The 20,541-nt window shown below is 64.6% G+C and carries 20 protein-coding genes; 10 read left to right on the top strand and 10 right to left on the bottom strand.

Annotated features, from left to right (window positions below; genetic code table 11):
* Positions 1 to 4: 4 nt before the first annotated feature.
* On the bottom strand, positions 5 to 1,054 hold the full coding sequence (gene queA / locus P3T42_RS14975) for a tRNA preQ1(34) S-adenosylmethionine ribosyltransferase-isomerase QueA (protein WP_429306478.1): 1,050 nt from the start codon (positions 1,052 to 1,054) through the stop codon (positions 5 to 7).
* Positions 1,055 to 1,244: 190 nt separating this feature from the next.
* Here queA and recG point away from each other — a divergent pair, with 190 nt between their 5' ends.
* From recG to ubiA, 8 genes are all read left to right on the top strand, one after another.
* The gene (recG, locus tag P3T42_RS14970) at positions 1,245 to 3,563 is read left to right on the top strand and encodes an ATP-dependent DNA helicase RecG (RefSeq protein ID WP_429306477.1); all 2,319 of its coding nucleotides are present in this window, start codon (positions 1,245 to 1,247) and stop codon (positions 3,561 to 3,563) included.
* Between the two features lie 189 nt (positions 3,564 to 3,752).
* Positions 3,753 to 4,712 carry a LysR substrate-binding domain-containing protein gene (locus tag P3T42_RS14965; protein ID WP_074302393.1) on the top strand — a complete coding sequence of 320 codons (960 nt, stop codon included), beginning with the start codon at positions 3,753 to 3,755 and terminating at the stop codon, positions 4,710 to 4,712.
* A 171-nt stretch (positions 4,713 to 4,883) separates the two neighbouring features.
* The gene (locus P3T42_RS14960; protein WP_171991775.1) at positions 4,884 to 5,021 is read left to right on the top strand and encodes a hypothetical protein; all 138 of its coding nucleotides are present in this window, start codon (positions 4,884 to 4,886) and stop codon (positions 5,019 to 5,021) included.
* A gap of 91 nt (positions 5,022 to 5,112) precedes the next feature.
* Entirely contained in the window at positions 5,113 to 6,564 is a 1,452-nt protein-coding gene (locus P3T42_RS14955) for a catalase (RefSeq protein WP_429306476.1), read from the top strand.
* Positions 6,565 to 6,715: 151 nt separating this feature from the next.
* Positions 6,716 to 6,874: a hypothetical protein gene (locus tag P3T42_RS14950; RefSeq protein ID WP_171991774.1), complete on the top strand. Its 159-nt coding sequence runs from the start codon at positions 6,716 to 6,718 to the stop codon at positions 6,872 to 6,874.
* 44 nt (positions 6,875 to 6,918) lie between these two features.
* The gene (dps, locus tag P3T42_RS14945; protein ID WP_429306475.1) at positions 6,919 to 7,404 is read left to right on the top strand and encodes a DNA starvation/stationary phase protection protein Dps; all 486 of its coding nucleotides are present in this window, start codon (positions 6,919 to 6,921) and stop codon (positions 7,402 to 7,404) included.
* A gap of 219 nt (positions 7,405 to 7,623) precedes the next feature.
* The gene (locus tag P3T42_RS14940; RefSeq protein ID WP_074302390.1) at positions 7,624 to 8,112 is read left to right on the top strand and encodes a Dps family protein; all 489 of its coding nucleotides are present in this window, start codon (positions 7,624 to 7,626) and stop codon (positions 8,110 to 8,112) included.
* Between the two features lie 164 nt (positions 8,113 to 8,276).
* Positions 8,277 to 9,140, top strand: a complete 864-nt coding sequence (gene ubiA, locus P3T42_RS14935) for a 4-hydroxybenzoate octaprenyltransferase (RefSeq protein ID WP_074302389.1) — start codon at positions 8,277 to 8,279, stop codon at positions 9,138 to 9,140.
* A gap of 75 nt (positions 9,141 to 9,215) precedes the next feature.
* Here ubiA and proC read toward each other — a convergent pair whose 3' ends face one another.
* From proC to P3T42_RS14905, 6 genes are all read right to left on the bottom strand, one after another.
* A complete protein-coding gene (gene proC, locus P3T42_RS14930; protein WP_429306474.1) occupies positions 9,216 to 10,031 on the bottom strand; it encodes a pyrroline-5-carboxylate reductase in 816 nt (271 codons plus the stop codon).
* A gap of 16 nt (positions 10,032 to 10,047) precedes the next feature.
* The gene (locus tag P3T42_RS14925; RefSeq protein WP_429306473.1) at positions 10,048 to 10,746 is read right to left on the bottom strand and encodes a YggS family pyridoxal phosphate-dependent enzyme; all 699 of its coding nucleotides are present in this window, start codon (positions 10,744 to 10,746) and stop codon (positions 10,048 to 10,050) included.
* Positions 10,747 to 10,818: 72 nt separating this feature from the next.
* Complete coding sequence (gene glcF, locus P3T42_RS14920) at positions 10,819 to 12,045, bottom strand: glycolate oxidase subunit GlcF (RefSeq protein WP_074302386.1); 1,227 nt, start codon at positions 12,043 to 12,045, stop codon at positions 10,819 to 10,821.
* Between the two features lie 8 nt (positions 12,046 to 12,053).
* Positions 12,054 to 13,142 (bottom strand): glycolate oxidase subunit GlcE, encoded by a 1,089-nt coding sequence (gene glcE, locus P3T42_RS14915; protein ID WP_074302385.1) that lies wholly within the window; start codon positions 13,140 to 13,142, stop codon positions 12,054 to 12,056.
* Between the two features lie 103 nt (positions 13,143 to 13,245).
* Positions 13,246 to 14,739 carry an FAD-linked oxidase C-terminal domain-containing protein gene (locus P3T42_RS14910; RefSeq protein WP_074302384.1) on the bottom strand — a complete coding sequence of 498 codons (1,494 nt, stop codon included), beginning with the start codon at positions 14,737 to 14,739 and terminating at the stop codon, positions 13,246 to 13,248.
* Between the two features lie 77 nt (positions 14,740 to 14,816).
* Positions 14,817 to 16,232 carry an FAD-binding oxidoreductase gene (locus P3T42_RS14905; protein ID WP_074302383.1) on the bottom strand — a complete coding sequence of 472 codons (1,416 nt, stop codon included), beginning with the start codon at positions 16,230 to 16,232 and terminating at the stop codon, positions 14,817 to 14,819.
* A 212-nt stretch (positions 16,233 to 16,444) separates the two neighbouring features.
* Here P3T42_RS14905 and P3T42_RS14900 point away from each other — a divergent pair, with 212 nt between their 5' ends.
* Both P3T42_RS14900 and hmpA read left to right on the top strand, forming a co-directional pair.
* The gene (locus P3T42_RS14900; protein WP_074302382.1) at positions 16,445 to 16,999 is read left to right on the top strand and encodes a cob(I)yrinic acid a,c-diamide adenosyltransferase; all 555 of its coding nucleotides are present in this window, start codon (positions 16,445 to 16,447) and stop codon (positions 16,997 to 16,999) included.
* Positions 17,000 to 17,113: 114 nt separating this feature from the next.
* Entirely contained in the window at positions 17,114 to 18,319 is a 1,206-nt protein-coding gene (gene hmpA, locus P3T42_RS14895) for an NO-inducible flavohemoprotein (protein WP_429306472.1), read from the top strand.
* Positions 18,320 to 18,396: 77 nt separating this feature from the next.
* Here the strand turns inward: hmpA and P3T42_RS14890 are convergent, their stop codons facing one another.
* The 3 genes from P3T42_RS14890 to aroG all read right to left on the bottom strand — a co-directional run bounded on the left by P3T42_RS14890 (position 18,397) and on the right by aroG (position 20,365).
* Positions 18,397 to 18,729 (bottom strand): helix-turn-helix domain-containing protein, encoded by a 333-nt coding sequence (locus P3T42_RS14890; RefSeq protein ID WP_074302380.1) that lies wholly within the window; start codon positions 18,727 to 18,729, stop codon positions 18,397 to 18,399.
* On the bottom strand, positions 18,726 to 19,070 hold the full coding sequence (locus tag P3T42_RS14885; protein WP_429306471.1) for a type II toxin-antitoxin system RelE/ParE family toxin: 345 nt from the start codon (positions 19,068 to 19,070) through the stop codon (positions 18,726 to 18,728). Before P3T42_RS14885 ends, P3T42_RS14890 begins: the two co-directional genes overlap by 4 nt.
* A 221-nt stretch (positions 19,071 to 19,291) precedes the next feature.
* Positions 19,292 to 20,365 (bottom strand): 3-deoxy-7-phosphoheptulonate synthase AroG, encoded by a 1,074-nt coding sequence (gene aroG / locus P3T42_RS14880; RefSeq protein WP_429306470.1) that lies wholly within the window; start codon positions 20,363 to 20,365, stop codon positions 19,292 to 19,294.
* Positions 20,366 to 20,541: the final 176 nt, after the last annotated feature.

Raw genomic sequence — 20,541 nt, 5'->3', positions numbered from 1 at the left:
GAAGTCAGCCGTCGTTGCGCGTCAGCAGCATCGCGTCGCCGTAGCTGAAGAAGCGATAGCGCTCCTCGATCGCATGCCGGTAAGCCGCGCGGATCGTCTCGATGCCCGCAAACGCCGACACCAGCATCAGCAGCGTCGACTTCGGCAAATGGAAATTCGTCACCAGCCGGTCCACCACGCGGAACCTGTACCCCGGCGTGATGAAGATATCGGTCTCGGCGGCGGTCGCGGCGAGCGGCCGGCCGGCGGCTTCGGCGTCGCGCGCGGCGGCTTCGAGCGCGCGCATCGAGGTCGTGCCCACTGCGATCACGCGGTTGCCGCGCGCCTTCGTCGCGGCGATCCGCTCCACCAGCGTTTGCGGCAACTGATACCACTCGCTATGCATCTTGTGCTCGGCGAGGTTCTCCACCCGCACCGGCTGGAACGTGCCCGCGCCCACGTGCAGCGTCAGTGTGGCGCGCTCCACGCCGCGTGCGTCGAGACGGGCGAGCAGCGCGTCGTCGAAGTGCAGGCCCGCGGTCGGCGCGGCCACCGCGCCCGGATTCCGCGCGAACACCGTCTGGTAACGGGTTTCGTCGGTGGCGTCGGGGTCGTGCTCGATATAGGGCGGCAGCGGCAGGCGGCCGAACTGCTCGATCAGCGTCAGGCAGTCTTCGGGGAAGTGCAGCGTATAGAACGGCTCGACGCGCTCGCCGACCGTCACGTCGAACGCGTCGGCGAGGCGCAGTGTCGTGCCGGGCGCGGGGCTCTTGCTGGCGCGGATCTGCGCGAGCGCCGTGCGCTCGCCGGTCAGCCGTTCGACCAGCACCTCGATCTTGCCGCCGCTGGCCTTCTGGCCGAGGAAGCGCGCCTTCAGGACTTTGGTATCGTTGAACACCAGCAGATCGCCCGGCGCAATGCAGTCGGGCAGTTCCGCGAAGCGGCGGTCAGTGAGGCGCGCGGGCGTAGCGAGGCCGTCTACCTCGAGCAGACGGCTCGCGCTGCGCTCCGGCAAGGCGGTTTGCGCGATCAACTCGGGCGGCAGGTCGAAATCGAAATCGGAAAGCGTGAACATGCGAACGGGCTGGATGCTGGACGTGAAACGAAACGGAATTGGGCCGAAGCCGGGCGGAATTGCACCGAAGCCCCGCGGCGTGCGGCTATGATTGCGGGACGCCGCAGCGGCGCCACACGGCTGGTTCCAGCCGGCGCGCTGCGAGGCCGCGAAACCTTTGAAAGCCGATATTGTACTTGCGAAGCAGCCCATGCCTTTGTCCGACCGCCGTTTGCCCTCTGCTACTGACGAAGTGAGCGCCGAGCCGAAGCGCCCCGCCGCCCGCGGCAAGGGGGGCGAACTGCTCAATGCCGGACCGGGGAAAGAAGCCAAAGCGGCCAAGGTGACCAAGGTCGCCGGGACGGGCGAGACGTCCAGAACACCGAAGACGGCGAAGACATCCAAGGCCGCCAAGACCGCGGACAAGGCCACGCCGGCGCTCGCCAAAACCGTGGACAAGCTCGCCAAACTCGGCCTCACAAGCGACATCAATCTGGTCCTGCATCTGCCGATGCGCTACGAGGACGAGACTTCGCTTACGCCGATCGCGCATCTGTTGCCAGGCGGCATCGCGCAGACCGAAGGCGTGGTGTTCGACAACGAGATCGCCTATCGTCCGCGCCGTCAGTTGCTGGTCAAACTGCGTGACGAAGACGGCGACGAACTGGTGCTGCGCTTTCTGAATTTCTACGGCTCGCAGGTCAAGCAGATGGCGATCGGCGCGCGGCTGCGCGTGCGCGGCGACGTCCGTGGCGGCTTCTTCGGGATGGAGATGGTGCATCCGGCGGTGCGCGTCGTCGACGGCGACACGCCCTTGCCGCAGGCGCTGACGCCTGTCTATCCGAGCACGGCGGGGGTGAGCCAGGCGTATCTGCGCAAAGCCATTGATAACGCGCTGTCGCGCACGGCGTTGCCGGAATTGTTGCCGGAAGCCGTCGCCAGGACGTACTTGCAGCCGCTCGGCGTGCCGCCGCTGATGGAGGCGGTGCGCATGCTGCATCACCCGGGCGTGGATTCCGATGAAACCGCGCTGATGGACGGCACGCACCCCGCCTGGGTGCGGATCAAGTTCGAGGAACTGCTCGCGCAGCAGATGTCGCTCAAGCGCGCGCACGACGAGCGCCGCACTCGCGCGGCGCCGAGCATGCCGCGGCGGACGGCCGACGACCCGGCCTCGCTGGTGGCGCGTCTCCTGAAGGCGCTGCCGTTTTCGCTGACCCGTGCGCAGGAGCGCGTGGGCGGCGAGATCGCGCTGGATCTGACCCAGCCTCACCCGATGCAGCGCCTCTTGCAAGGCGACGTGGGCAGCGGCAAGACCATCGTCGCCGCGCTGGCCGCCGCGCAGGCTATCGACGCCGGTTATCAGGCCGCCCTGATGGCGCCCACCGAAATCCTCGCCGAACAACACGCGCGCAAGCTGCGCGGCTGGCTGGAGCCGCTCGGGGTGAGCGTCGCGTGGCTGGCCGGCAGTCTGAAGACAAAGGAAAAGCGTGCGGCGATCGAAGCCGCGGCGCTCGGCACCGCGCAACTGGTGATCGGCACGCACGCGATCATTCAGGATGCCGTGGAGTTCGCGCGTCTTGGCCTCGTGATCGTCGACGAACAGCACCGTTTCGGCGTCGCGCAGCGGCTCGCGCTGCGCGCCAAGGCGCATCCCCCAGGGGGACTTCCTCCGGGGCGGAACGCGGCGGACGGCGCGAGCGGTTTCCAGCCGCACCAGTTGATGATGTCCGCCACACCGATCCCTCGCACGCTGGCGATGACCTACTACGCGGATCTCGACGTCTCGACCATCGATGAGTTGCCGCCCGGCCGCACGCCGATCCTGACCAAGCTCGTCTCCGACGCGCGCCGCGAGGAGGTGATCGGCCGCGTGCGCGAGGCGGCGCTGACGGGGCGCCAGGTCTACTGGGTGTGTCCGCTGATCGAAGAAAGCGAGACGCTGCAGCTTCAGACCGCCGTCGAAACCTACGAAACGCTGATCGCGGCGTTACCCGAACTGAACGTGGGTCTCGTGCACGGGCGGCTCGCGCCGGCGGAAAAGGCGGCGGTGATGGACGCGTTCACCCGCAACGAGGTGCAGTTGCTGGTGGCGACCACGGTGATCGAAGTGGGTGTGGACGTGCCGAACGCGTCGTTGATGGTGATCGAGCATGCTGAACGCTTCGGCCTCGCGCAGTTGCATCAGTTGCGCGGTCGGGTCGGGCGGGGCAGCGCGGCGTCCGTCTGCGTGCTGCTTTACACCGGACCGCTCTCGATGACGGCCCGCGCCCGTCTGCAAACCATGCGCGAAACCACCGACGGCTTCGAAATCGCCCGCCGCGACCTCGAAATCCGTGGCCCCGGCGAGTTTCTCGGCGCGCGCCAGTCCGGCGCCGCCATGCTGCGGTTTGCCGACCTCGAGCAGGACGGCTGGCTGATCGAGCCGGCGCGCGAAGCGGCGGCGCACCTGCTGCAAGCGCATCCGGACGTCGTCACCCAGCATCTGGCGCGCTGGCTCGGGGCGCGTGAACAGTACCTGAAGGCCTGACAGTCCGAATGCAGGTCCAGCGAAGGTCCGAACGACGGTTCGAAGCGGGCGTGTCGCCGAAGACGTCGAACGTAACGGTGACGGTCGGTAACCTTTACGGGCAATCCCGGGTGCCGGGGGTGGTTGGCGAATTGGCCCCATAGGTGTATAACTGAAACCTATCGAATTCATCGCACTGATTGGTCCCCAATGACGCTCACTGAATTGAAATATATCGTCGCGGTTGCTCGCGAGCGGCATTTTGGCCGCGCGGCCGAGGCGTGTTTCGTCAGCCAGCCGACGCTGTCGGTGGCGATCAAAAAGCTCGAAGACGAGTTGAACGTGCAGATTTTCGAGCGCGGTACGAGCGAAGTCAGTGTCACGCCCATCGGCGAGCAGATCGTCACCCAGGCGCAACGGGTGCTGGAGCAGACGCTTGCCATCAAGGAAATCGCCAAGCAGGGCAAAGACCCGCTGGTTGGGCCGCTGCGCCTTGGCGTGATCTATACGATCGGACCGTACCTGCTGCCCACGCTGGTCAAGCAGATGATCAAGCGCGTCCCGCAGATGCCGTTGATGCTGCAGGAGAATTACACGCTCAAGCTGATCGAGTTGCTCAAGCAGGGCGAGATCGACGTCGCCATCATGGCGCTGCCGTTCCCGGAAACGGGCCTGATGCTGCGCCCGCTCTACGACGAGCCGTTCGTCGTGGCGCTGCCGTCCGGCCATGCCTGGGAACACCGCGCGAAGATCGATCCGGACGACCTCAAGCAGGAAACCATGCTGTTGCTCGGCAGCGGTCATTGTTTCCGCGATCACGTGTTGGGCGTGTGCCCCGAGCTGATGCGCTTCTCGCAGAATGCGGACGGCATCCAGAAGACGTTCGAAGGCTCGTCGCTCGAGACGATTCGCCATATGGTGGCGAGCGGCGTCGGCATCACGGTTCTGCCGCGCATGTCGGTGCATGAAGTGAAGGCGCATGCGGGCGGCATCGATGCGGGGCTGCTCAGCTATGTGGCCTTCGACGAACCGGTGCCGGATCGCCGGGTGGTGCTGGCCTGGCGCAAGAGCTTCACGCGCATGCCCGCCATCGACGCGATCTGCGACGCCATCAACGCCTGCGATCTGCCCGGCGTGAACAAGCTCGATCTGCCCGTCGCGGTGAACTGAGCACGCCTTTCGAGGCAAGGCCGGCGCCGCCGCGGGCGCTGGCCGGCAGCACTTCGGGCCGATAGCGTCGGCCCCTATCGAATAGATAAAATTAATCAAATACTAATTTTCGATAGCATTGTTATAGTTTCCTCCATGGATCACCCGATCCCACAAGACACGGAGGAAGTCATGACCCAGTCTCACGCGCAGCAATCCCAGCCGCTTTCCACCCAACGTACTGTGCCGGTCAATCGCCTTGCTGCGTCGCTGAGCAGCATGCGCACCGTTGCGTTCTCGTTGCTGGTCGACCGCGCGCTGAGCGCCTGAGTCGTCTTCCGGACGGGTGGGCCGCTGCATCGCAAGACCGCGCGCGCAGCCTGCTTTCCTCACAACAACACTACCTCACCAGGAATACACGATGTCTGAAAGCAAACTTACTACCGCGGCCGGCACGCCCGTCGCCGACAACCAGAATTCGATGACCGCCGGCGTCCGTGGCCCGGTCGTACTGCAAGACGTCTGGCTGCTCGAAAAGCTGGCGCACTTCGACCGCGAAGTGATTCCGGAGCGTCGTGTGCACGCCAAAGGCTCGGGCGCGTTCGGCACGCTGAAGGTGACGCAGGACATCTCGCGCTACACGAAGGCCAAGGTGTTCGCTGAGGTCGGCAAGGAAACGCCGCTGTTCATGCGCTTTTCGACGGTAGCAGGCGAGCGCGGCGCCGCCGACGCGGAACGCGACGTGCGCGGCTTCTCGATCAAGTTCTACACGGAAGAGGGCAACTGGGACATCGTCGGCAACAACACGCCGGTGTTTTTCATCCGCGATCCGCTCAAGTTCCCGGACTTCATTCACACGCAAAAGCGCGATCCGTACACGAACCTGCGCAGCAACGTGGCGGCATGGGACTTCTGGTCGCGTCATCCGGAGTCGCTGCACCAGGTGACGATCCTGATGAGCGATCGCGGCATTCCGCAGAACTACCGTCAGATGCACGGCTTCGGCTCGCACACGTTCTCGTTCATCAACGCCAAGGATGAGCGCTTCTGGGTGAAGTTCCACTTCAAGTCGATGCAGGGTATCGAGAATTTCACCGACGCCGAAGCGGCCCAGGTCGTCGCGCAAGACCGTGAAAGCGCGCAGCGCGATCTGGTGGGCAACATCGACAGCGGCAACTTCCCGAGATGGCGCTTCTGCATTCAGGTGATGCCGGAAGCGGATGCGGCGACGTATCGCTACAACCCGTTCGACATCACCAAGGTGTGGCCGTACAAGGACTACCCGCTGATCGACGTCGGCACGATCGAGCTGAACCGCAACGCGCAGAACTACTTCGCGGACGTCGAGCAGGCGGCCTTTACGCCGGCCAACGTGGTGCCGGGCATCGGCTTCTCGCCCGACCGTCTGTTGCAGGGGCGTCTGTTTTCGTACGGCGACACGCAGCGCTATCGCCTCGGGATCAACCACCACCAGATCCCGGTGAATGCTCCGCGTGTGCAGCGTCAGCATTCGTTCCATCGTGACGGTGGGATGCGCACGGACGGCAATCTCGGCGCGACGGTGAACTACGAGCCGAACCGCTTCGGCGACTTCGCGCAGGACCGCAACGCAGCCGAGCCGCCGCTCGCCGCGGGCGTGGTGGACCGCTACGAGCATCGCGAAGACGAGGACTACTACAGCCAGCCGGCCGCGCTGTTCCGGCTGTTCGACGCGGCGCAACGCGAGCGCTTCTTCGGCAACATCGCACGCCATATCAACGGTGTGCCGCAAGAGATCGTCGCGCGTCAGATGGAGCATTTCCGCCGGATCGATCCGGCGTATGCGGAAGGGGTGGCGGCTGCGCTGGCGGCACTCCAGAAGGCTGCGAAGTAAGTATCAAGCGAAGCATGCGCGATGCCGGCTAACGGGGCCGGCAGGTGCTGCAGGCTCAGGCGGTGAAAGCACACCGCCTGGGCCGATCCGATAGTGATGGCGAGCGCATGGGCGTCTTGCCGGTTCGAAGACGAAGCGAAGGAGAACGATCATGGTCCATATGTTGAGTACCGGCAGCGCACGGCTCGCGCGTGACGCACGGATGGTGTTTGGCGGCAACTTCTCGCGCAAGCTGGTCGGGCTCGCCATCGTGACGAGCGGCTATGCGTTGATCGCGTCGCACGCGCTGCAACACCTGTCGGGCCACTAACCCTGACCGACGAAGTTTTTTGCACTTTTCACACGGAGGTTGTCATGTCGCTTCACCCTACGCGCAATACCCTGCCGCAAGAGATTCGGCGCGAGTCTGTGGATCTGCTCGGCCATTCGCTCGTCACCGCGATCGACATGCAGCGGCAGGCGAAGCAGGCGCACTGGAACGTGAAGGGTCCCAACTTCATCGCGCTGCATTTGCTGTTCGACGAGCTTCACACTGCCGCTATCGAGTGGGCCGATCTGAGTGCGGAGCGTCTCGTCGCCCTCGGCGGCACGGCCGACGGCCGGGTCCAGCAGGTGGCGGACAAAACGCCGCTCGAACGGTATTCGCTCGAATGGCAGGACGGCAATGACCACGTGCGCCAGATCGCGGGTGCGCTTGCGAAATACGGACAGCAGATGCTTGCGGCGATCGTCGAGTCGGGTAGCGCTGGAGATCCGACGACATCCGATCTCTTCACCCAGATCTCGCGTGCCGTGGACGAATATTTGTGGAAGGTCGAAGCCCATCACTACGCAAAGTAACGCGAGTGAAGACACAGCCGAGGGCAACGCCCTGGTGGTGTGGGCAACCTCAGGTTGCTGACGGTCTGGCGTTGGTGTGCAACGCGGCTCGCGGGCAGCGGTCGTGCAAAGTTTGCGTATTTGTACGATAAACTGGCGGACGTTCGCAGGTACAGGGTTTGCGCATTGGCGCATCGTGCTCTGCCTGCCGCTTCGCACCACTCGTCAAAAGGAGTCGTCATGGCCAAAAAAGAAACCGTGCAACACGTCAACATTGGTATCAGCGACAAGGATCGCAAGAAGATCGCCGACGGCCTGTCGCATCTGCTCGCCGACACGTACACGCTGTATCTGAAGACCCATAACTTCCACTGGAACGTCACGGGTCCGATGTTCAACACGCTGCACCTGATGTTCGAGACGCAGTACAACGAACTGGCGCTGGCCGTCGATTCGATCGCCGAACGCATCCGTGCGCTGGGCGTGCATGCGCCGGGCAGCTACAAGGAGTTTGCGAAGCTGTCGTCGATCCCGGAAGCGGACGGCGTGCCCGCAGCGGAAGAGATGATTCGCCAGTTGGTGGAAGGCCAGGAAGCCGTGGTGCGCACCGCGCGCGGCATTTTCCCGGCAACGGAAGCCGCCAACGACGAGCCGACCGCCGACCTGCTCACGCAACGCATGCAGACGCACGAAAAGACCGCGTGGATGCTGCGTTCGATGCTGGCTTAAGCGGTAGCGAGCTGAAGTACCGGGCCTCCCTGAACGGGAGGCTTTGTTTTTGGTGGGCCGAACTTAAACCGAAACGGCGCGCCATTGCGCTGCGCGCTTTCGCAGTGCCCCTCGCGCACATACCTTAAAATGTGGCCACCGCCTGCACTTGACGACGCCCGCCCATGTTCGCCCGACTTCCCCTGTTTCTGCGCCTCGTCCGCATGGACAAGCCGATCGGCAGCCTGCTGCTGCTCTGGCCGACACTCAACGCGCTGTGGATTGCGTCGGAAGGGCGTCCATCGCTGTCGCTGCTGGTGATCTTCACGCTGGGCACGATCCTGATGCGCTCGGCCGGTTGCGCCGTCAACGACTATGCCGACCGCGATTTCGACCGCTACGTGAAGCGCACCGAAAACCGGCCGATCACCTCGGGCAAGATCAAGGCGTGGGAAGCGCTGGTGCTGGCCGCGGCGCTCGCGCTGGTGTCGTTTCTGCTGATTCTGCCGCTCAATACGCTGACCAAAGAGCTCTCGGTGGCGGCGCTGTTCGTGGCGGGTTCGTATCCGTTCACCAAGCGTTTCTTCGCGATCCCGCAGGCGTATCTGGGCATCGCCTTCGGGTTCGGCATCCCGATGGCCTTTGCCGCCGTGCAGGGCCATGTGCCGATGCTCGCCTGGCTGATGCTGCTTGCCAACGTGTTCTGGTCGGTGGCGTACGACACGGAATACGCCATGGTCGATCGCGACGACGACATCAAGATCGGCATCCGCACCTCGGCGCTGACCTTCGGCCGCTACGATGTCTTTGCGATCATGCTGTGCTACGCGTTCACGCTCGGCATCTACATTCGTATTGGCTTGACGCTGGGTTTTGGTCCGCTGTATTGGCTCGGCTGGGCCGCGGCCGCGGGCTGCGCGATTTACCACTACACGCTGATCCGCAATCGCGAGCGCATGCCGTGCTTCGCCGCCTTTCGCCATAACAACTGGCTGGGCGGCGCGCTGTTTGTGGGGATTGCGGCGCACTACGCGGCTGCGTCGTTCTGAGGGCGGCGCAGCGCGGCCGCGCAGTCTGCCGGACTGAAGCGGCTAGGTGGTTCGCCGCGGGCCGCTCGATCCCCCTTACAGCTTGCCGAACTCGTCGCCCATTTCCTTGGCACGCGCATCGGCCGCCAGCACGCCGCGCACGATCGCATCCTTGATGCCGCTCGCGTCGAACGAGGCAAGCGCGGCCGCCGTCGTACCGCCTTTCGACGTCACCCGTTCGCGCAACACACCCGGCGGCTCGTCGGATTGCGCAGCCAGTTGTGCGGCGCCGGTGAAGGTTGCGACGGCCAGCGCGCGGCCTTGCGCTTCGTCCATGCCGAGCTGGCGCGCGGCTTCCTGCAGCGCTTCGATGAAGTAGAACACGTAGGCCGGCCCGCTACCCGAGATGGCGGTCACGGCATCGATCTTCGCTTCGTCGTCGAACCAGACGGTCTCGCCCACCGCGCCCAGCACCTGGGCGGCGAGCGCACGGTCTGCTGCGTCGACACTGCCCGTCGCCGTCAGGCCGGCGACGCCCATGCCGATCAGCGCAGGGGTATTGGGCATCACACGCACGATGCGTTGATGGCCGTTGAGCCAGCGCGACAGATTGCTGCTGCGAATCCCCGCGGCAATGCTGATCACCACCTGCCTGTCGCCGAGATGCGGCGCCAGTCCTTCCGCCACCGTCTTGAGAATCTGCGGCTTGACGGCCAGCACGATCGCGTCGAACGGCGCGAGCGCGGCATCCGCGCCGGCGCCCGTGCGAACGCCGAACTGTTGCTCGTTGCGCTTGCGGGCGTCTTCGTTGGGGTCGATCGCGTACAGGTCGGTCGGCGCGACGCCGTGTTTGATCAGGCCGCCGATGATTGCAGCAGCCATGTTGCCGCCGCCGATGAAGGCAATTTTCATGATGATCCGGGAGAGGTCAGTGGGAGTAATCGCGGGCGCCGAAAATCGCCGTGCCGACGCGCACGATCGTCGCGCCTTCGAGCACCGCGGCTTCGAGATCGCCCGACATGCCGATCGACAGCGTATCCAGTTCGAGTCCGTCGGCACGGAGCCGCTCGAACAGTTCGCGTAGCTGGCGATGCGGCGCGCGTTGTGCTTCGATGGTTTCGGCCGGTTCGGGAATCGACATCAGACCGCGCAGGCGCAGTTGCGGCAGGGCGGCGATCGCGTGCGCCGCTTCGGCCGCTTCAGCCGGCGTCACACCGGCTTTCGACGCCTCGCCGCTCACGTTCACCTGCAGGCACACATTGAGCGGTGGCAAATGCGCCGGACGCTGTTCGGCGAGCCGCTGCGCAATCTTCAGCCGGTCGACCGAATGCACCCAGTCGAAATTCTCCGCAACCGGGCGCGTCTTGTTCGATTGCAGCGGCCCGATGAAATGCCATTCGAGCGATGCGCGCAGGTCCGCCAGCGCCTCGATCTTCGTCAACGATTCCTGCACGTAGTTTTCGCCGAACATACGCTGGCCGGCCGCATGCGCGGCGCGCACGTCTTCGGCGGGAAACGTCTTCGACACCGCGAGGAGGGCGACCGAACGCGGGTCGCGTCCCGCGAGTTGCGCGGCGAGGGCAATCCGCTCCAGAACCGCGTGGAGGTTGTGTACGAGATCGGGCATGAGACGTCAGGAGAAATCTGCACAGGGACGATGTACCGGATTATACGGACCCCCGCCGCGCCATCTCGTTCATCACGCGTACAGCATGTGCTCGACGAGTTCGATCCAGTGCGCCACCGGCGTCGAGGTGCCGCTTTGCAGGTGCGCAATGCAACCCACGTTGGCCGAGACGATGACCTGCGGTTCCTGGGCCTGCAGCTTCTCGAGCTTCTGATCGCGCAACGCATACGAGAGCGTGGGCTGCGTCAGCGAATAGGTGCCGGCCGAACCGCAGCACAGATGGCTGTCCGCCGGCAGACGCACTTCGATGCCGAGCGCGGCCAGCACGTGCTCGACCTGGCCGCGCAACTGCTGACCGTGCTGCAGCGTGCAGGGCGGATGGAACGCCACGGTATGGACGGCGCGGCGGCGCGTCACGGCGACGAGCGACTCTTCGAACTCCGGCAGGATCTCGGAGATGTCGCGCGTCAGTCCGACAATGCGCCGCGCTTTCTCGGCATACGCCGGATCGTGGCGCAGCAGGTGCGCGTATTCCTTGACCGTGGCGCCGCAGCCGGAAGCGTTCATCACGATCGCCTCCACGCCCTGTTCGACGTACGGCCACCAGGCGTCGATATTGGCGCGGATATCGTCGAGCGCTTCGTCGTTGTAGCCCAGATGCAGCCGGATCGCGCCGCAGCAGCCGGCTTCGGCGGCGACGATCGTCTCGACGCCGAGCGCATCGAGCACGCGCGCCGTGGCGATGTTGACGTTCGGCATCATGGCCGGCTGCACGCAACCGGCGAGCATCAGCATCTTGCGTTCGTGCTTGGCGACGGGCCACTCGAGCGGGCGCTGGCGCGCCGGCACCTTGTCGCGCAACTTCTTCGGCAAGAATGCGCGCACGTGCTGGCCGAGCCGCATGGCCGGCGTGAATAGCGCGCTGTTCGGCACGAAGCTCGCCAGCACGCGGCGCAGCAGCCGTTGGCCGAAAGGACGGGTCACCTTTTCTTCGGTGATCTTGCGGCCGATTTCCACCAGTCGCCCATACTGCACGCCCGATGGGCAGGTGGTTTCGCAATTGCGGCAGGTCAGGCAGCGATCCAGATGGGTCTGGGTACTGCGCGTCACCTCCGCGCCTTCGACCATCTGCTTGATCAGATAGATGCGCCCGCGCGGTCCGTCCAGCTCGTCGCCGAGCAACTGGTAGGTCGGGCAGGTGGCGGTGCAGAAGCCGCAATGCACGCACTTGCGCAGGATGGCGTCGGCTTCGGCGCCGTCGGGGGTGTGGCGAATGAATTCCGCGAGGTTGGTTTGCATCGCGCCGCTCAGAAGTCGGGGTACAGCCGGCCGCGATTGAAGATGCGGGCTGGGTCAAAAGCGGCTTTCAGGCCACGGTGGATTTTCATCAGCGGGGCGGGCAAGGGTGTGAACACGCCCGCGCTGCGGTCATAGCCGTGACCGGTGCGGAAGATGGTGGCGTGCCCGCCCGCCTGTTTGGCGCTGATGCGCACGGTTTGCGCGTCGGTGTCGGTGATCCACCAGCGCTGGCCGCCGCCCCATTCCATCAACTGGGCGCCCGGCAGTTGCAGCGGCTCGGTGATCGACGGCAGCGCGAGGCGCCACAGGGCGTTCTTCGGTCCAATGGCCGCGAAGAACGGGTCGGTCTGCTCGCGCAGGCCGGCCCAGAAACGTTCGGCTTCGACGGCATCGACCACCTCGCCGCCCAGCGCCGAGCGCGCCGATTTGACGGCCGCTTCGGCGCCGGCGAGACGCACCGCGAGCGTGCCGTTGCGCCACGCGCTCGCGGTGATCGGCAGCGGCCTGCCGCCCCATTCGTTGAGCTTGCGCACGGCGTCGGTGCCGTTCATGTCGAATTTGAGCGTGGCTTCGGCCTTCGGCAACGGCAACACTTTCACCGACAACTCGAGGATCAGGCCGAGGGTGCCGAGCGAACCGGCCAACAGCCGCGAGACGTCGTAACCGGCCACATTTTTTACCACCTGGCCGCCGAAATGGAGCACCTGGCCCTGGCCGTTCATGATGACCGCGCCGAGCACGAAGTCGCGCGCGGCCCCGGCGGACGGGCGACGCGGACCGGCGATGCCGGCCGCGATGCAACCGCCCAGGGTGGCGCTGGGCCCGAAATGGGGCGGCTCGAAGGCGAGCATCTGGGCATGGTCGGCCAGCGCCGCCTCGATTTCCAGCAGCGGCGTGCCGGCGCGTGCGGTGATGACCAGCTCGGCCGGGTCATACGCAATGATGCCGCGATGCGCGCGCGTGTCGAGGATGTCTCCCTCCAGCGTCTGCCCGTACCAGTCCTTGGTGCCGCCGCCGCGAATGCGTAGCGGGCGGCCTTCGGCGGTGGCCGAACGGATGCGTTCGGACCATGCGGCGACGGTGTCGTCCTCTTCCATGGTGTCCTGCTTCGTTGTGTTTCGCTCGATTGTACCTGGCAGAGGCGTGCTGACAACCCGGAGCGGACCCGCATCGGGTTGTCGGTGGATCGGGGGAAGCCGCCTAAAAGCGCGGCAAGTCCGGATGCGGCAACAAGCCGCCGCGCACGTGCATCTTGCCGTACTCGGCGCAGCGCGCTCGCGTAGGGATGCCCTTGTCCGGGTTCAGCAGGCCGGGCGGGTCGAAAGCCCGCTTGACGGCGTGAAACGCATCGCGTTCTTCGGGCGAGAACTGCACGCACATGGAATTGATCTTTTCGATGCCGACGCCATGTTCCCCCGTCACCGTGCCGCCCAATTCGACGCACGTCTCGAGGATGTCCGAGCCGAACGCCTCGGCCCGGTGCCACTCGTCCAGATCGTTGCCGTTGAACAGGATCAGCGGATGCATGTTGCCGTCACCGGCATGGAAAACGTTGATACAGCGCAGCTGGTACTTCTTTTCCATCACCTCGATGCGCGCCAGCAGCGGTCCGATACTGCGACGCGGCACCGTGCCGTCCATGCAGTAGTAGTCCGGGGAGATGCGGCCCGCCGCCGGGAACGCGTTCTTGCGCCCGGACCAGAAGCGCAGGCGTTCGCTTTCGGAGCGCGAAATCTGGATGCGCGTCGCGCCGTGCTCGCGCAGCACGGCCGTCATGCGGACGATTTCGTCGGCCACTTCTTCGGGCGTGCCGTCCGACTCGCATAGCAGGATGGCGGCGGCGTCGAGATCGTAACCGGCGTTGACGAATTCTTCGACGGCGCGCGTCGCCGGCTTGTCCATCATCTCCAGACCGGCCGGAATGATGCCCGCCGCGATGATGCCGGCGACCGCATCGCCGCCTTTCACGACGTCGTCGAAACTCGCCATCACGACCTGCGCGGTCTGCGGCTTGGGGATCAGCTTGACGGTGACTTCGGTGACGATCGCGAACATCCCTTCGCTGCCGATCAGTACCGCCAGCAGGTCGAGCCCGGGCGCGTCGGGCGCGAGCGAGCCGAACTCGACCACTTCGCCTTCCATCGTAATGGCCCGCACCCGCAGCACGTTGTGCACGGTCAGGCCGTATTTCAGGCAGTGCACGCCGCCGGAATTTTCCGACACGTTGCCGCCGATCGTGCAGGCAATCTGCGACGAAGGATCGGGAGCGTAGTAGAGCCCATAGGGCGCGGCGGCTTCAGAAATAGCGAGGTTGCGCACGCCCGGTTGAACCGTAGCGGTACGCGCATATGAATCCACTTCGACGATTTTTCTGAAGCGCGCGAGCGACACCACGACGCCGTGGCGGATCGGCATGGCGCCGCCCGACAGACCCGTGCCGGCGCCGCGCGGCACGATCGGCACATCGAGCCGGTGGCAGATCTGCACGATGCGCTGCACCTGCGATTCGGTTTCCGGCAAGGCAACCGCCAGCGGCAGCCGGCGGTAGGCGGCGAGACCGTCGCACTCGTAGGCGACGGTGTCTTCCTCGCGGTAGAGCAGGCAGTGGGTCGGCAGCACGGCCATCAGTGCCTGCACGACCTCGCGTTGGCGCTGCGCGAGCACTTCAGCCGACAGTTCGGCGGGTGCGTTCATCTTTCGTCTCCTCGTACTCTGTTGCGCCGGGGCGCGGTCATGCCGCGCGAGGTGTGACAGGTGTCAGCGGGCGAGGCTTAAGCGGCCCAGGAGAAAATCTTGCCGGGGTTCATCAGATTGCGTGGGTCAAGCGCGTGCTTGATCGAGCGCATCGTGTCGACGGCGACCTCGCCATGTTCTTCCAGCAGGAAGCCCATCTTGTGCAGACCGACGCCATGTTCGCCCGTGCAGGTGCCGTCCATCCGCAACGCGCGCTGCACGATGCGCTGGTTGAGGCGCTCGGCCTCGACCAGCTCTTCGGGCTTGGCCGGGTCGATCAGGATCGCGACGTGGAAATTGCCGTCGCCCACGTGCCCGACGATCGGGCAAGGCAGCGGCGAGGCCAGCAGATCCTGTTCGGTTTCGACCACGCATTCCGCGAGCCGCGAGATCGGCACGCACACGTCGGTGGTCACGGCGCGGCAGCCGGGCTTCAGTTGCAGCATGGCGAAATAGGCGTTGTGCCGCGCGTTCCACAGACGGCTTCGGTCTTCAGGACGGGTGGCCCATTCGAAGCCTTCGCCTGAGTTCTGCGCGGTGATCTCCTGCACCGTTTCAGCCTGCTCCTTCACGCCGGCTTCGGTGCCGTGGAATTCGAAGAAGAGCGTGGGCGCTTCGCGCAGCGTGAGGTTGGAGTGGCGGTTGATCGAGCGGATGGCGAGCGAATCGACAAACTCCACGCGCGCAATCGGCACGCCCATCTGAATGGTTTCGATGACGGCGCGCACCGCGTCGCCCATCGACGGAAACGTGCACACCGCTGCCGAGACGGCTTCCGGTTGCGGATAGAGCCGCAGGGTGATTTCGGTGATGACGCCGAGCGTGCCTTCCGAGCCGACGAACAGGCGCGTCAGGTCATACCCCGCCGACGACTTGCGGGCTCGCGTGCCGGTCTTGATGACGCGGCCGTCCGCCAGCACGACGGTGAGGCCGAGCACGTTCTCGCGCATCGTGCCGTAGCGCACGGCGTTGGTGCCTGAGGCGCGCGTCGCGGACATGCCGCCGATGCTCGCGTCCGCGCCTGGGTCGATCGGGAAGAACAGGCCCGTGTCGCGCAGCGCTTCGTTCAGTTGCTTGCGCGAGATGCCCGGCTCGACGGTGACGGTGAGGTCTTCCGCGTTGATGGACAGCACCTGATTCATCTCGGACAGATCGATCGACACGCCGCCCTGGACCGCCAGCAGATGGCCTTCCAGCGACGACCCGTTGCCATAAGGGATGATCGGCACATCGTGCTGCCCGCAAAGCCTGACGATGGTCTGCACGTCTTCCGTATTGCGCGCGAACACTACGGCGTCGGGCAATTGCGGGTCGAACGGGGACTCGTCGCGGCCATGGTGGGCGCGCACGGCTTCGGCGGTCGAGACGCGCTCTCCGAAAGCGGACTTGAGCGAGGTGAGCAGTTCGGCGGGGAAGGGACGGCGCAAGGGGGCCGGCGGCGCGGGATGATTCACACGTGTCTCCTGGTGACGGGCATGGCGTCTGTAGCTTCTGATTCATTTTACGCCGATCGTCCGGCGGCCGGCGCCTGGCCGGACGGCCGATCCTATAATGGCGGCGTTATCGGGATGTGCGTGGAAGGAGCGTGGCAGAAGCGTGGAATGCGTTGAATGCGTGCGCCCGGTGAATGGCAGGCGCTTCGGACACTGAAAGGACGGCACATATCATGGGCAACCGCTTGAGCAAGATCGCCACCCGCACCGGCGACGATGGCACCACGGGTCTCGGCGACGGCCGCCGGGTGCGCAAGGACGACTTGCGGATCACGGCGATCGGCGAGGTGGACGAGCTCAATTCGAATCTCGGCGTGCTGCTGTGCGAAACCTTGCCGGACGACGTGCGCTCGGCGCTCACGGCGATCCAGCACGATCTGTTCGATCTGGGCGGCGAGCTGTGCATCCCCGGCCACACGATGATTACTGACAGGCATCTCGGCCAGCTCGACGGATGGCTCGCCGAATACAACGCGACGCTGCCGCCGCTCAAGGAATTCATTTTGCCCGGCGGCTCGCGGCCGGCCGCGCTCGCGCACGTGTGCCGGACGGTGTGCCGGCGCGCCGAGCGCGCCATTGTGGCGCTCGGCCAGAGTGAGACCATCAACGCTGCGCCGCGCCAATACGTCAACCGCCTGTCCGATCTGCTGTTTGTGCTGGCGCGCGTGCTCAATCGGGCGGACGGCGGCAGCGATGTGCTCTGGCAGCATCAGCGCGGCTCGAAGTAAGGCACCTGCATAGACGAGGCGTCCAGCCGGCACGCTGCACTGCGACAAAATGCCGGGGTTTCAGTGTCTCATTAAAGATGTATTGTAAATGCATCTTTAAGCGAGGACATCGCAATGAGCACACTGACAACTGACCAGATTGCCCGCGTCAAAGCCACGGTTCCCGTTCTGGCCGCGCACGGCACGACGATTACCCGGCACTTCTACAAGCGCATGTTTGCGCACCATCCAGAGTTGAAGAACGTCTTCAACCAGACCCACCAGATCAGCGGCAGCCAGCCGGAAACCCTCGCGCGGGCGGTCTACGCCTACGCGGCGAACATCGACAATCTCGGCGTACTTGGCTCAGCCGTCTCGCGGATCACCCACAAGCATGCAAGCCTGAACATCCGCCCGGAGCACTATCCGATCGTGGGACGGCATCTGTTGGGTGCGATCGTCGATGTGCTTGGCGATGCGGTGGACAAGCCGACCCTCGACGCGTGGGAAGCGGCCTATGGGCAACTCGCGGACATCATGATCGGCGCCGAAGCCAGGCTTTATAGCGGCGCCGCATGGACCGGCTTCCGGCCCTTCGTGGTAGCGCGCAAAGAGATCGAGAGCGACGAGATCGCGTCGTTTTATCTGGCGCCTGCGGACGGTTCGCCGGCATGCAGCTTCGAACCCGGCCAGTATCTGAGCGTGAAGCGTTTTGTCGATGAGCTGGGTGTCGATCAACCGCGTCAGTACAGCCTGTCCAACGCACCGAATGGACACTGGTTGCGCATCTCCGTGAAGCGTGAAGCGGGACGTGAAGACACGCCGGCGGGTCATGTGTCGAACCTGCTGCACGATGGTGTCGAGGCCGGCACGATTGTGCATGTCAGCGCGCCGATGGGCGACTTCACGCTCGAGCGCGCCCGGACGACGCCTGTTGTGCTGGTGAGCGGCGGCGTGGGCGTGACGCCGATGATCTCCATGCTGTCGACGCTGCTTGCCGAGCGGAGTCCGCGCCGGGTGACCTTTGTCCATGCGTGCCGTAACGGCCGCGTGCATGCCTTCCGGCAGTGGTTGAACGACACGGTTGCGGCGCATCCGAACGTCGCGCGTGCGGTGTTCTACGAAGCGATTGACGCGACCGACAGGCAAGGCGTGGATTACGACTTCGAGGGCCGTCTCGACCTGACGAAACTCCTCGCGCAGGGCGGCGTGCCCGATGCGGATTACTACATCTGTGGACCGGTTCCGTTCATGCAGGCGCAACGCGACGCGCTGGTGGCGCTCAGTGTGGACGCCGGGCGCATTCATACCGAGGTGTTCGGCTCGGGGACAGTCGAGTAAAAGCCAGGCGCATGATTGAACGCGAGGCAAGCACAGGACAAACGCGAGGCAAACCCCACGCACCGACCCGGCGCGCGTCAGCCGACGGCCAGCGTAACCGGCTTGCCGATCCGGCTCATCATTTCCACCAGTGTGTCGATGGTGAATTTGGCGGTCTTCTTGTTGACCACGTCGGATACCCGCGGGCGCGACACCATCAGGATCTCGGCCGCTTCGGCCTGCTTAAGATGGTGTTCGTCGATCCAGCTGGACAGTTCGGTCATCAACTGTTCCTTCAGCAGCCGCGTGTCGTTGATCTGTTTCTGCGACGCCGCGTGCAGCCGCGCCGCTTCTTCAGGGGCAAATCCGAGCTCAAGGAAGAGGTTGTCTCCCGGCTTGGTTACGTGACGGATTTTGGTGTCGATCGTCATTGCAATACCTTTCTCTCGTTGACTATGGCGCGATACCGCACCTCTGCAATCTCACAGTCATGTCGGCTGGTGGCCTGGGTTTTTTTCTGGAAGCAGTGCAGTACATAAATGGCTTCCTCAAACTTGCTTACGTACATCACCCGGTAAATGCCGTCACTCTCCTTGACGCGGATTTCACGCGTACTTGGGCCGACCGCCGCGAAGGGCTTCCAGTCGTCCGGGTCAAGACCTGCCTGGATTTTGCCCAGTTGAAAGCCGGCTTGCCGACGCGGTTCCTCTAGGAATGCCAGCAGATCGTTGTAGCTGGAGCCTACCCAGCGGATTTCTTTCTCGTTCCCCATGTGTCCCTTGCATGTATAAAATTGTATACCCATCTTCCGGGAAACTCAATACCTTTCCGTTCCCGCCATGGGTACCTACGTTACAGGGATGGGGGGCGCGCCACCATTCGGCCGTTCGGCCAACTAAATGATTCGCAACGGCCTGTGACAGGACGAAAAAAAGCCCGGCTCACCGAGCCGGGCTTGCGATGCTGCCGAGGATTACCGCGCAGCGTGGCCGCTTAATTTCCGCTGCCGCGCGCCACGCGGCGCTGCCTGACTGCTTCGGCGAGGCCTTCCAGCACGGCGATGCTTTCGTCCCAGCCGATGCACGCATCGGTCACGCTCTGACCGTAGGTCAGCTCGCAGCCTTCCTTCAGATCCTGGCGGCCGGCCACGAGGTGCGACTCCACCATCACGCCGACGATCCGCTCGTCGCCGCCGGCAACCTGACGGCCAATGTCCGCGCAGACCGGAATCTGGTTTTCGTGCTTCTTCGAGCTATTGGCGTGGCTCGCGTCGATCATCAGACGTGCCGCGAGGCCGGCCTTGCCGATATCGGCGCACGCTGCGTTGACGCTGTCCGCGTCGTAGTTCGGCGTCTTGCCGCCGCGCAAAATGATGTGGCAGTCCTCATTGCCTGCCGTCGAGACGATCGCCGAATGGCCGCCCTTCGTCACCGACAGGAAATGGTGCGGCTGCGACGCCGCCTTGATGGCGTCGACGGCGATCTTCACATTGCCGTCGGTGCCGTTCTTGAAGCCCACCGGACACGACAGGCCCGACGCCAGTTCGCGATGCACCTGCGACTCCGTCGTGCGTGCACCGATGGCGCCCCACGAGATCAGGTCGGCGATGTATTGCGGGCTGATCATGTCGAGGTATTCGGTGCCGGCCGGCAGGCCGAGTTCGTTGATGCGCAACAGCAGCTCGCGCGCGGTGCGCAAACCTTCGTTGATCTTGAAGCTGTTGTCCATATGCGGGTCGTTGATGAGACCCTTCCAGCCCACCGTCGTACGCGGCTTTTCGAAGTACACCCGCATCACGATTTCGAGCTCGCCGGCGAAGCGCTTGCGTTGCTCGATCAGCCGTCCCGCGTATTCGAGCGCCGCCTTGGTATCGTGGATCGAGCATGGCCCGATGATCACGATCAACCGGTCTTCCATGCCGTGCAGGATGCGGTGCATCGACTGGCGCGAATGGTAGATCAGGTCCGACACCGCTTCTTCGCAGGCGAATTCGCGGATCAGGTGGGCGGGCGGCGTGAGTTCTTTCAATTCTCGAATACGGACATCGTCGGTGTTGTGTGGGGGCATGGTTGTTCTCCAGGATTCAATTCGTAGCGTGAGCAGTGTGTTCGCGCAGGGCGAAAAAAAACCGCCAGACTCGCTGGCGGTTTTTCGGGAATTTCGGGTGCCTTACGTGCACTAACACCCCTCTCGATCCGCCAGCGGTCTGAGATGCCAAAAAAAGTAAAAATAAAACTTGGCGG

The sequence above is a fragment of the Paraburkholderia sp. GAS38 genome (assembly GCF_050434965.1).
GTDB lineage: Bacteria > Pseudomonadota > Gammaproteobacteria > Burkholderiales > Burkholderiaceae > Paraburkholderia > Paraburkholderia phenazinium_A.
The sequence above is the reverse complement of the archived record's forward strand: the minus strand, read 5'-3'. Positions and strand labels throughout refer to the sequence as shown.

Coding starts and splice junctions, on each gene's coding strand:
- queA (WP_429306478.1), bottom strand. CDS start 1,054: ATGTTCACGCTTTCCGATTTCGATTTCGACCTGCCGCCCGAGTTGATC.
- recG (WP_429306477.1), top strand. CDS start 1,245: ATGCCTTTGTCCGACCGCCGTTTGCCCTCTGCTACTGACGAAGTGAGC.
- P3T42_RS14965 (WP_074302393.1), top strand. CDS start 3,753: ATGACGCTCACTGAATTGAAATATATCGTCGCGGTTGCTCGCGAGCGG.
- P3T42_RS14960 (WP_171991775.1), top strand. CDS start 4,884: ATGACCCAGTCTCACGCGCAGCAATCCCAGCCGCTTTCCACCCAACGT.
- P3T42_RS14955 (WP_429306476.1), top strand. CDS start 5,113: ATGTCTGAAAGCAAACTTACTACCGCGGCCGGCACGCCCGTCGCCGAC.
- P3T42_RS14950 (WP_171991774.1), top strand. CDS start 6,716: ATGGTCCATATGTTGAGTACCGGCAGCGCACGGCTCGCGCGTGACGCA.
- dps (WP_429306475.1), top strand. CDS start 6,919: ATGTCGCTTCACCCTACGCGCAATACCCTGCCGCAAGAGATTCGGCGC.
- P3T42_RS14940 (WP_074302390.1), top strand. CDS start 7,624: ATGGCCAAAAAAGAAACCGTGCAACACGTCAACATTGGTATCAGCGAC.
- ubiA (WP_074302389.1), top strand. CDS start 8,277: ATGTTCGCCCGACTTCCCCTGTTTCTGCGCCTCGTCCGCATGGACAAG.
- proC (WP_429306474.1), bottom strand. CDS start 10,031: ATGAAAATTGCCTTCATCGGCGGCGGCAACATGGCTGCTGCAATCATC.
- P3T42_RS14925 (WP_429306473.1), bottom strand. CDS start 10,746: ATGCCCGATCTCGTACACAACCTCCACGCGGTTCTGGAGCGGATTGCC.
- glcF (WP_074302386.1), bottom strand. CDS start 12,045: ATGCAAACCAACCTCGCGGAATTCATTCGCCACACCCCCGACGGCGCC.
- glcE (WP_074302385.1), bottom strand. CDS start 13,142: ATGGAAGAGGACGACACCGTCGCCGCATGGTCCGAACGCATCCGTTCG.
- P3T42_RS14910 (WP_074302384.1), bottom strand. CDS start 14,739: ATGAACGCACCCGCCGAACTGTCGGCTGAAGTGCTCGCGCAGCGCCAA.
- P3T42_RS14900 (WP_074302382.1), top strand. CDS start 16,445: ATGGGCAACCGCTTGAGCAAGATCGCCACCCGCACCGGCGACGATGGC.
- hmpA (WP_429306472.1), top strand. CDS start 17,114: ATGAGCACACTGACAACTGACCAGATTGCCCGCGTCAAAGCCACGGTT.
- P3T42_RS14890 (WP_074302380.1), bottom strand. CDS start 18,729: ATGACGATCGACACCAAAATCCGTCACGTAACCAAGCCGGGAGACAAC.
- P3T42_RS14885 (WP_429306471.1), bottom strand. CDS start 19,070: ATGGGGAACGAGAAAGAAATCCGCTGGGTAGGCTCCAGCTACAACGAT.
- aroG (WP_429306470.1), bottom strand. CDS start 20,365: ATGCCCCCACACAACACCGACGATGTCCGTATTCGAGAATTGAAAGAA.